The organism is Candidatus Poribacteria bacterium, from assembly GCA_021295715.1.
Lineage (GTDB): Bacteria > Poribacteria > WGA-4E > WGA-4E > WGA-3G > WGA-3G.
Genome location: JAGWBV010000109.1, coordinates 1 through 9,669, shown reverse-complemented (window position 1 = coordinate 9,669; position 9,669 = coordinate 1). Strand labels below are relative to the sequence as shown.

The window sequence follows — 9,669 nt, the reverse complement described above, 5'->3', positions numbered from 1 at the left end:
TTTTTTTGACACAATACAGGAGCGGTTCTGTATCCCCCGTCTAAAGACTGGGGGTTTTAGAACCGAAGATTTGGATAAATAAATATGAAATCCCAAGTCCACTCAAACCAACCGCAAGGTATAATTAAAAAACTCCCTGATGCAACAGGGCATTTCGGACAATTCGGAGGCAGATACGTCCCCGAAACGCTCATGCCTGCCCTTTTAGAACTCGAAGAAGCATACATAGAACTCAAAGACAATCCTGACTTCCAACAAGAATTTCAGTACTATCTCCGTGAATATGTCGGACGGCCAAACCCGCTCTATTATGCCGAGCATTTGACAGAGACGCTCGGCGGCGCGAAAATATATCTCAAACGCGAAGACCTCAACCATACAGGGGCACACAAAATTAACAGCGCGATCGGTCAAATCCTCCTCGCACGATGGATGGGCAAAAAACGCATCATCGCTGAAACCGGGGCAGGACAACACGGTGTCGCAACAGCTACTGTCTCCGCAAAGTTCGGTATGGCGTGCGAGGTGTATATGGGTGAGGAAGACATAGAACGACAGGCACTCAACGTCTTCCGTATGCAACTCATGGGGACAAAGGTCGTCCCAGTTAACTCTGGCTCGCGGACCCTCAAGGATGCGATCAACGCTTGTTTCCGCGATTGGGTCACGAACGTCCGAACCACTTATCTACTTCTCGGTTCGGTTGTCGGTGCTCACCCTTATCCGATGATCGTTCGAGACTTCCAATCCGTCATCGGTGACGAGGCGAGATCACAGATTTTAGAGCAGGAAGGCACGCTACCAGATTGTGTTGTCGCCTGTGTCGGGGGCGGGAGCAATTCACTCGGCATGTTCTACCCCTTCTACGCCGATGAATCCGTTCGGCTTATCGGTGTGGAAGCCGCAGGCGAAAGCATCCGAAGTGGACGACACGCGGCACCTCTCACTGCGGGGAGTGTTGGTGTTTTCCACGGTGCGAAGTGCTATCTATTACAAGAAGATGACGGTCAGATAACCCCCGCGCATTCGATCTCCGCAGGATTGGATTACCCGGGTGTCGGACCAGAACACAGTTATTATCGCGAGACCGGTAGGGCGGAATACGTCCCGGTTACGGATGAAGAGGCGATAGAAGGGTTCCGGTTGTTATCGGAGACAGAGGGCATCATCCCAGCATTGGAATCCGCACATGCCATTGCCTATCTGCGTGAGCTCGCACCCAAACTCGGTAAAGACAAAGTCATCGCTGTCTGTCTCTCAGGTCGCGGCGACAAGGATGTTTACACTATCGCAAGTGAGTTGGGCATCAAACTTTAGAAGTAGAAAATATAGGTTGTCACCTTCGTCTTTTGATCAGAGCAGCGCCTATTTCAGCATGGGGCATTTATGGTAAAGTCCATAATTAAGTGTACACTGGGGAGTTGGCGAGGTTAGGAACCTCGCCAGCACGGATGATGGGTTTCCGTTTTTTGGGACGTTTTGATCCCCGGGCCCGGTAGGTGCGGTTTCCCAACCGCACCGGATCCTCGAAAAGCATCGCGAAACTCAATAATTTCTTAAAACTAAATGCCCCTAAGTTTCAGCCAAAAACAACTTGTAATCTAACTACGAGATGTGCTATAATTCTTGTCGCGTAGTCTAAAAAATAGCGAGGTGGCACTATGACGCGCGAGACCACAGATTCTGCAGCAAACCTGTCCCTATCGCAAAAAGCCAGCAAGTTTATCAAGTGGCTCGCACATCGAAGCGGTCCCGTCAGAAACTGGCGGTATATCCCAACACACGTGTTGTTGCGAAAACTACGGTCGGAATCCGCTGAAATGCGCGCTTATGCCGCTGAAGGATTAGGCGGTGTCGGGGATGTGCATGCTGTCGCGCCACTCATCAACGCCTTAAGCGATAACAATTCAACCGTTCGCCGTTTCGCTATCTCTTCCCTTGGACATATCCGCGATGCCCGCGCGGTTGACGTGCTCATCCCATTTCTGCAAGACGAAGAAGCTGACATGCGATGCGCCGCCGTCGTTGCCCTCGGTGAATTAGGACTCGACGAAGAGAGGGTTTCAAATCCACCTGTCCAGGTCATAGAGGCACTCACGAGCAGCATTTGGGACACCGATAGAGCCGTCTGTTCCGCCGCTGTTGTGGCTTTAGGTAGAATCGGGAATCCACAAGCCATTTCTGCGTTGAACACATTGGCAGAAGCCACCGAAAGCGAATGGGTCCGCCGCTACGTCAGCGAGGCATTGCATCAAATTGAAGAGCAGAATGCCTGAAGGTATCCTCAAAACCGGTGCTCTAACCTATGGAGTGGTTTGCCCGCCCGCGGCTGCCTTCACAAACCTATGAGACTGTCGAAAACCGGATAACTCTGATTTTAATTTGAATTAACTATTTGTTCCGTGTTAAAATAGTTATACAGTTGCGATAATGAAACCTAAAAAAATCCCACAAACAGATTCAATTCAAGAACTCGCGGAGTTTTGGGACACGCACGACTTAACTGATTTTGAGGACGAGCTTGAAGATATACATGAGCCTGTTTTTCAGCCTGGAGTCACCGTTCCATTAACACCAAAAGACGCTAAAGTCGTTAACGCGATCGCGAAGGCGCGCGGCATCTCTCCACGGGCACTAATTCAGGAATGGGTTAGCGAACACATCGAAGGATTATCAAAACCAACGGCTAAGTCTTAAAAATGTATGGCGAAGTTAGATCGGCTTGAATTGGGACCTTATACTATTTTGCCTCCGCTGCTTTGAAGGGCATCACGGCTCTCTCTATCTTCAAAAATCATGGACGAAAATCAAAATTTCAAATCAGGGTACGTTAGCATTATCGGCGCGCCGAATGTCGGGAAATCCACCCTGCTCAATACCATTTTAGGGCAGAAACTCGCTATCGTTACCCCGAAACCACAAACAACTCGGAATCAGATTCGCGGAATTGTCACCACCGATGCCCATCAAATTATCTTTGTTGATACGCCCGGACTGATGGACCCCAAGTACCGCTTACAAAGTGAAATGGTCAAAACGGCGTATGGGGCTTTAGGAGATGCCGATGTCGTCCTTTTTGTGATTGATGTCGCGCGCCGAGACCCTCAGATCGAAGACACGATCCTAAAACGTCTCAAGCGCAGTCAACTGGCAACAATTCTCGTTCTCAATAAGGTGGATCTCGTCGCGAAGCCAACCTTACTCCCAATTTTTGAGGACTACGCTCAGAAGTTTGAATTCGCGCACATGATACCTATTTCCGCATTAACTGCCGATGGTGTGCCCCTCCTTCTTGAGCAGATTGAGACTTACCTACCGCTGGGACCCCGCTATTTTCCAGAAGACCAACTCAGTGACCTTCCTGAACGCTTTTTCATTGCCGAGACCGTTCGTGAAAAGATTATGCTCATGACGCAACGCGAAATCCCTTACGCCTCCGCTGTCGTTGTTGAAGAGTTTGAAAAGCGCCGGACGAAGAAGTCGGATGAAATTATTTATATCCGAGCCATTGTTTATACAGAACGCCAGACACAAAAGCAAATTATCATCGGTAAGGGTGGCAAGGTCGTTAAACGGGTTGGTGAACTCGCACGGATCGATATTGAAAAATTCTTAGACACCCGCGTCTTTTTAGAAATCTACGTAACAGTCAAAGCCAATTGGCGTAAAGACCCGCGCAAACTCAAAGAGTTGGGCGGTTTTTCAGATATTTAGTTTCATTCTCGTAAATAAAAACTGAATCGCCTCCAATCCAGCCAAGAATTAACCAAAACCTGCCTGAAACATTGTCCCGCAAGCCTCTATAGGTTTGCGTAAGTAAGGCAGACCAGGAGCCAAATAGCTAAAAAAATGACGGAAGAATCAATTCTCGTGCAGGGTGCGCGCGAACACAATCTAAGAAATATTGATATCCAACTTCCGAAAGATAAACTCATCGTCTTCACCGGTGTGAGCGGTTCAGGCAAGTCTTCGATGGCAATTGATACCGTTTACGCTGAAGGGCAACGTCGATACATCGAGTCTTTATCGGCATACGCCCGGCAGTTTTTAGGACAACTCGGTAAGCCGGATGTCGACGAAATTGTTGGACTATCTCCATCTATCGCTATCGATCAGGGATCAACGGGACATAACCCGCGTTCCACGGTCGCAACCGTAACCGAGGTCTACGACTACCTCCGTGTCCTTTATGCCCGTGCAGGACAATTCCACTGTCCCGAATGCGGACGTGAAGTCGGTTCACAAACTCCCGCGGATATCGTCCAGGCTTTGCTTGATTACCCAGAACGCACCAGACTTATCGTTTTAGCACCCATTTTCAGAGGTTCCCGCGGTGCCCACCAAAAAGAATTTGAAGATTTACGCAAAGCGGGTTTCGCGAGGGTGCGAATCGACGGTGAAATATACGAACTCCGACCAGGGCTAACCCTCAATCCCAATCAACGCCACGACGTCGATGTCGTCATCGACCGGGTTGTTATCAAAGACGGAATTGAACCGCGCGTCGCTCAAGCCGTGGAGACCGCACTCATGCGTGGGAACGGAAGTCTCCTTGTTCACGTCGTTCCTACTGAAGGCGAGGGATCTCCGTTTGCGTCGGAGGAAGACGACCTACTCTTTAGCGAGGACTATACGTGTGCGCGCTGCCGGATCAGCTTCGTGAAACCCGAACCTCGGCACTTCTCTTTCAACAACCCTGATGGAATGTGCGAGAATTGTCGGGGGTTAGGCGTGCAAATGGGCATCTCGCCCAAGTTGATCGTTCCGGATGATACCCTCTCTATCACGCAAGGTGCCATAAGCCTATGGGGACCTCTTAATACACGAGACACCGCAAGGGAAAAAGTGATCGCTGAAGCACTCGCAAAACACCTCGCATTCGATATTGAAACCCCTTGGAAAGACCTAACACCCGAACAACAACAGGCAGTTCTCTACGGCACCGGCGACGATGTTCTTACGATTACCGCCCCGAGTAGAGACAGCAACACGGGTAACACGCCGAGGAGTACCGAAAACACCGGGCGAAAGCAACGCGGCAAAAAGCGACGCCGGCGAAGACGAAAGCCACAGCAGCAGCACCTGCGACAATATCGTGTCCATTTTCACGGGATTATTCCAACTGAAGAACAGAAGTATCACTTTGAAGATGATGAAACCGGTGAGGGTGCCTACCCTGATTATTTCGTCAAAATGTCCTGTAGGACCTGTGACGGAACCCGACTGAACCCGTGGGTGAAAGCGATAACGATAGGGGATACCTCCATAACGGACATCCTTGAAATGTCCATTCAGGACGCATCCAAATTCTTCGGCGAGTTAGTACTCCGAGAGCGCGAGGCGTTCATCGCGTCGGAGCTGTTAAAGGAAATTCGAGGACGACTCGGATTCCTTATGGACGTGGGATTGGGGTACCTAACGCTTGCACGCCCCGCACCGACACTTTCCGGTGGCGAAGCGCAGCGCATTCGCCTTGCGAGTCAGGTAGGTGCTGGATTACGCGATGTCACCTATGTCCTTGATGAACCGAGTATCGGTTTACATCCACGCGACCATGCTGGTTTGCTGATGACCCTCCTAAACTTGCGAGATCAGGGCAATACCGTTATCGTTGTTGAACACGATGAGGCGACCATGTTGGTGGCTGACCTGATTGTTGATTTCGGTCCCGGTGCGGGTATTAAGGGTGGGAAGATAACAGATATCGGCACACCCGCACAGTTCATGGAGGAGAGTAATACCCTCACGGCACAATATCTCCGAGGCGATAAGGTGATCGTTCAACCGGAATCCCGTCGTCCGATAGGGGATAGATGGGTGCAAATCTGCAACGCACGTCAGAACAATCTCCAAGGTATCAGCCCTAAAATACCGGTGGGTACGCTCTGTTGTGTAACAGGTGTGAGTGGATCTGGAAAGAGTTCCTTAATTCACGATATTCTCTACAGCGCACTCGCTCGTGACCTCATGAAAGCAAAGACTGTACCAGGCGATTACGACGATATTCGAGGTATCATCGAAGGAAAAAATGTTCCGATCTCTAAGGTCATTGACAAAATTATCAACATTGACATGGCACCTATCGGGCGAACGCCACGTTCCAACGCTGCGACCTACACAAAGGTTTTCGATGCGATACGCGCACTCTATGCGGGATTGCCCGATGCAAAATTGCGAGGCTATAAACCTGGACGGTTTAGTTTCAACGTCACTGGCGGCAGATGTGAAGCGTGTAGCGGGAACGGCGCGAAGAAGGTCGATATGGGACTCCTCTCCGATGTGTGGGTGGAGTGTGAGGTGTGCGAGGGAAAACGCTTCAACAGCGAAACTCTTGCCATTAAATACAAGGGGAAAAATATCTCTGAAGTTCTTGAAATGGATATTGACACCGCGCTCGCACATTTCGCTGATATTCCGAGGGTCGCACGAGGGTTGAAACTCCTCCACGATGTCGGTTTGGATTACATTAAGCTCGGACAACCCGCTCCCACGCTTTCAGGGGGGGAAGCACAACGTATCAAACTCTCGCGGGAACTCTCCAAACGCGGCACAGGTAAAACGCTCTATATCCTTGATGAACCCACAACCGGTTTACACTTTGACGATGTAAATAAACTGTTAACGATACTGCATCGGCTCGTTGAGGACGGCAACACGGTTGTCGTTGTTGAGCATAATCTGGAAGTCGTCAATTCCGCGGATTATCTCATTGATTTGGGACCCGAGGGCGGTATTGGTGGCGGCACTATTGTCGCTGTAGGAACCCCTGAAGAGATTGCAGAAATGCCTGAGTCTTACACGGGTCGGGCCCTTCGGGGCGATTTTGAGATACTGAAAGATGGAAGGATGGAAGAAACGGAAGACTGGAAGAATGGAAAGAATGGTAACCTCTCCGAGTCTTCCACTCTTCCAGTCTTCCAATCCGACCCAAAAGCCATTATTGTGCGCGGAGCGACAGAGAATAATCTCAAAAATATTGACATTGATATTCCGCATCGGAAAATGACCGCATTGACCGGCGTGAGCGGGTCTGGTAAGACATCGCTCGCACTGGATACCGTTTATGCCGAAGGACAGCGCCGCTATATCGAAACGCTCAGCACTTATGCCCGTCAGTTTATAGGGCAGATGGAGAAGCCCAAAGTCTCAAAAATTGAGGGACTCTCCCCCGCGATTGCTATTTCGCATGCTAATGCTGGACAGAACCCAAGATCTACTGTCGCAACGATTACAGAGATACACGATGGACTCCGCACGCTTTACGCCAGATGGGGCAACCCCTACTGTCCCGATTGTCAAGAGGAGGTACAGCCACAATCAGCAGAGGAGATAACGGAGCAGGTTTTTGGAATCCTTCGTGAACAGCGAGTGGATGTCCTCGCACCCCTCACGAACTTCTTGCTGCTTCCCGAAGGTCAAGAAGGCGTGTCACGCGGTAAAATCGTTGACGTTAACGCGAATGAATCGGCATTCGGTTTGAAAGGGAATGAGGATTACGCCGATGTATTTCGTCGATTGCAAAGAGCAGGGTTTGTGCGCGTCCAAATTGATGGCGAAATTCACCGACTTGATGAAGTGCCAAAGTTAAGTAGAGGTATTCACCATGAGATCTTTATCGTTATCGACCGCATTGAACTTGTAGACGAAGAAAAAAGCCGTTTTACGGAAGCGGTAGAGTTGGCACTCCTTCAAAGTGGCGGGTTCGTGCTCATCGAGAAAAGGGAACGCGGACAAACAACAGGCAGACATTTCCTTAGCGAACATGCCATATGCCGTTCTTGCGGTAACAACTTTGGCCAATTAACACCACGTCACTTCTCCTTTAATAACAAGGTCGGGGCGTGCGATTTCTGTGATGGACGCGGAAGAAGTATTCACCCACCCTATGACCCCTGCAACCAATGCCACGGCACACGACTGAAACCCTTTCCAAGTTACGTCAGATTCGAGAATATGACCGTCTCTGAATTAATGGCACTGTCAATTACCGAAATTATTGAATTCTTCAACACACGTCTGAGACAGATTGAAGTCCAAGTCGCCGATGACGCACAAAACGGTAAGGGTGATCTCCCGGGCAGGGAAGGTGTGTCAACCTCAAGAGCGACACATCCCGCACTTCACATTCATACGTCACCTGAATTTGAAGCCGAAGTCCTACGCCAAATTCGGACCCGCCTCGAGTTCTTGGAAAATATTGGTCTCGGCTATCTCGCGTTAGAGCGCGGGGCACCGACGCTTTCGGGGGGCGAAATGCGCAGAATTCAACTCGCAAGCCAACTCGGTAGCGGTCTCACCGGGGTAACCTATATTCTCGACGAACCGAGCATCGGCTTACACCCACGCGACCAAGAACGCCTCATTGCGGCACTCAAGGAACTCCGCGATATCGGCAACAGCGTCCTTGTCGTTGAACACGACCGAGATACAATATTAGCCGCCGATCATGTGATTGATTTCGGTCCCCAAGCAGGAAAAGGTGGGGGTGAGATTGTTGCTATCGGCACACCGGATACCTTCCAGCGATCAGCGATCAGCGATCAGCAATCAGTGATTAGCACACAACCGATAGCCCGTAACGAAGTGGAGAGCGACTCAGGAGAAAGACACCCGCAAGGTAAAAATAAAAAATCCTTGACACAAGCCTATCTGTCCAATGAAGTGGAGATTCCTGTTCCGAAAACTCGGCGCAAAGGCATCGGCAAACAGTTAGCGATATTCGGGGCGCAAACGAACAATCTCAAGAACATTGATGTCAAGATTCCGCTCGGAACCCTTACCTGTGTAACTGGTGTTTCTGGGTGTGGAAAGAGTTCGCTCGTTGAGGGGACCCTAAAACCCGCTCTTGAGAGTCGGAATTCTATCAAAACCGGTGATCCTGAAGACCGTCGCTATACCCATTACCTCAGCGATGGCAACCGAGAGCCGATATATAACGACTACGGGCTACCTGAGTATAGAAGCATCCGCGGTGTTAGCCATATCAAACGTCTCATCAATGTAGACCAGAAGGCGATCGGAGAAACGCCGCGTTCCAATCCAGCGACGTATACCGATCTGTTCACGAAAATCCGTGAACTCTTCGCCGAGCAACACGATGCAAAGATGCGGGGGTATAGTATGGGCACGTTCAGTTTCAACCTCGCACACGGACAGTGTCACGTATGTGAGGGGCACCGTTTCAATCGCGTCGAGATGCATTTCCTCCCTGATATATGGATGCCGTGTGAGACCTGTAATAGCACTGGTTACAATGTAGAGACCCTCGAAATCCGTTACAACGGCAAAAATATCGCTGAAGTCTTAAGGATGACGGTAGATGAGGCACTCCCCTTCTTCACCGAAAGCCCGCGTATCTGCCGAACACTCCAGATGTTAACAGATGTCGGACTCGGTTATATAGAATTGGGACAATCGGCGACAACACTCTCCGGTGGTGAAGCGCAGCGCGTCAAACTGGCGAAGGAATTAGCACGTCTTCAAACGGGTTCAACGCTCTATATCATGGACGAACCGACGACAGGGCTCCATTTCGATGACATCCAAAAACTCCTCAAAGTGCTAAACCGACTTGTTGACGCGGGCAACACGATTATCGCTGTTGAACATAACATTGATATTATCAAATCCGCGGATTGGATCATCGACTTGGGACCTGAAGGAAGTAAA

The 9,669-nt window shown here is 50.0% G+C and carries 5 protein-coding genes; all 5 read left to right on the top strand.

Annotated features, from left to right (window positions below; translation table 11 throughout):
- Positions 1–84: 84 nt before the first annotated feature.
- The gene (trpB, locus tag J4G07_20055) at positions 85–1,317 is read left to right on the top strand and encodes a tryptophan synthase subunit beta (protein MCE2416285.1); all 1,233 of its coding nucleotides are present in this window, start codon (positions 85–87) and stop codon (positions 1,315–1,317) included.
- Positions 1,318–1,661: 344 nt separating this feature from the next.
- Positions 1,662–2,276 (top strand): HEAT repeat domain-containing protein, encoded by a 615-nt coding sequence (locus J4G07_20050; GenBank protein MCE2416284.1) that lies wholly within the window; start codon positions 1,662–1,664, stop codon positions 2,274–2,276.
- 154 nt (positions 2,277–2,430) lie between these two features.
- Positions 2,431–2,697, top strand: a complete 267-nt coding sequence (locus J4G07_20045; GenBank protein ID MCE2416283.1) for a hypothetical protein — start codon at positions 2,431–2,433, stop codon at positions 2,695–2,697.
- A gap of 99 nt (positions 2,698–2,796) precedes the next feature.
- The gene (gene era, locus J4G07_20040) at positions 2,797–3,714 is read left to right on the top strand and encodes a GTPase Era (GenBank protein MCE2416282.1); all 918 of its coding nucleotides are present in this window, start codon (positions 2,797–2,799) and stop codon (positions 3,712–3,714) included.
- A 135-nt stretch (positions 3,715–3,849) separates the two neighbouring features.
- The coding region (gene uvrA, locus J4G07_20035) for an excinuclease ABC subunit UvrA (protein ID MCE2416281.1) at positions 3,850–9,669 on the top strand (5,820 nt) is incomplete at its 3' end.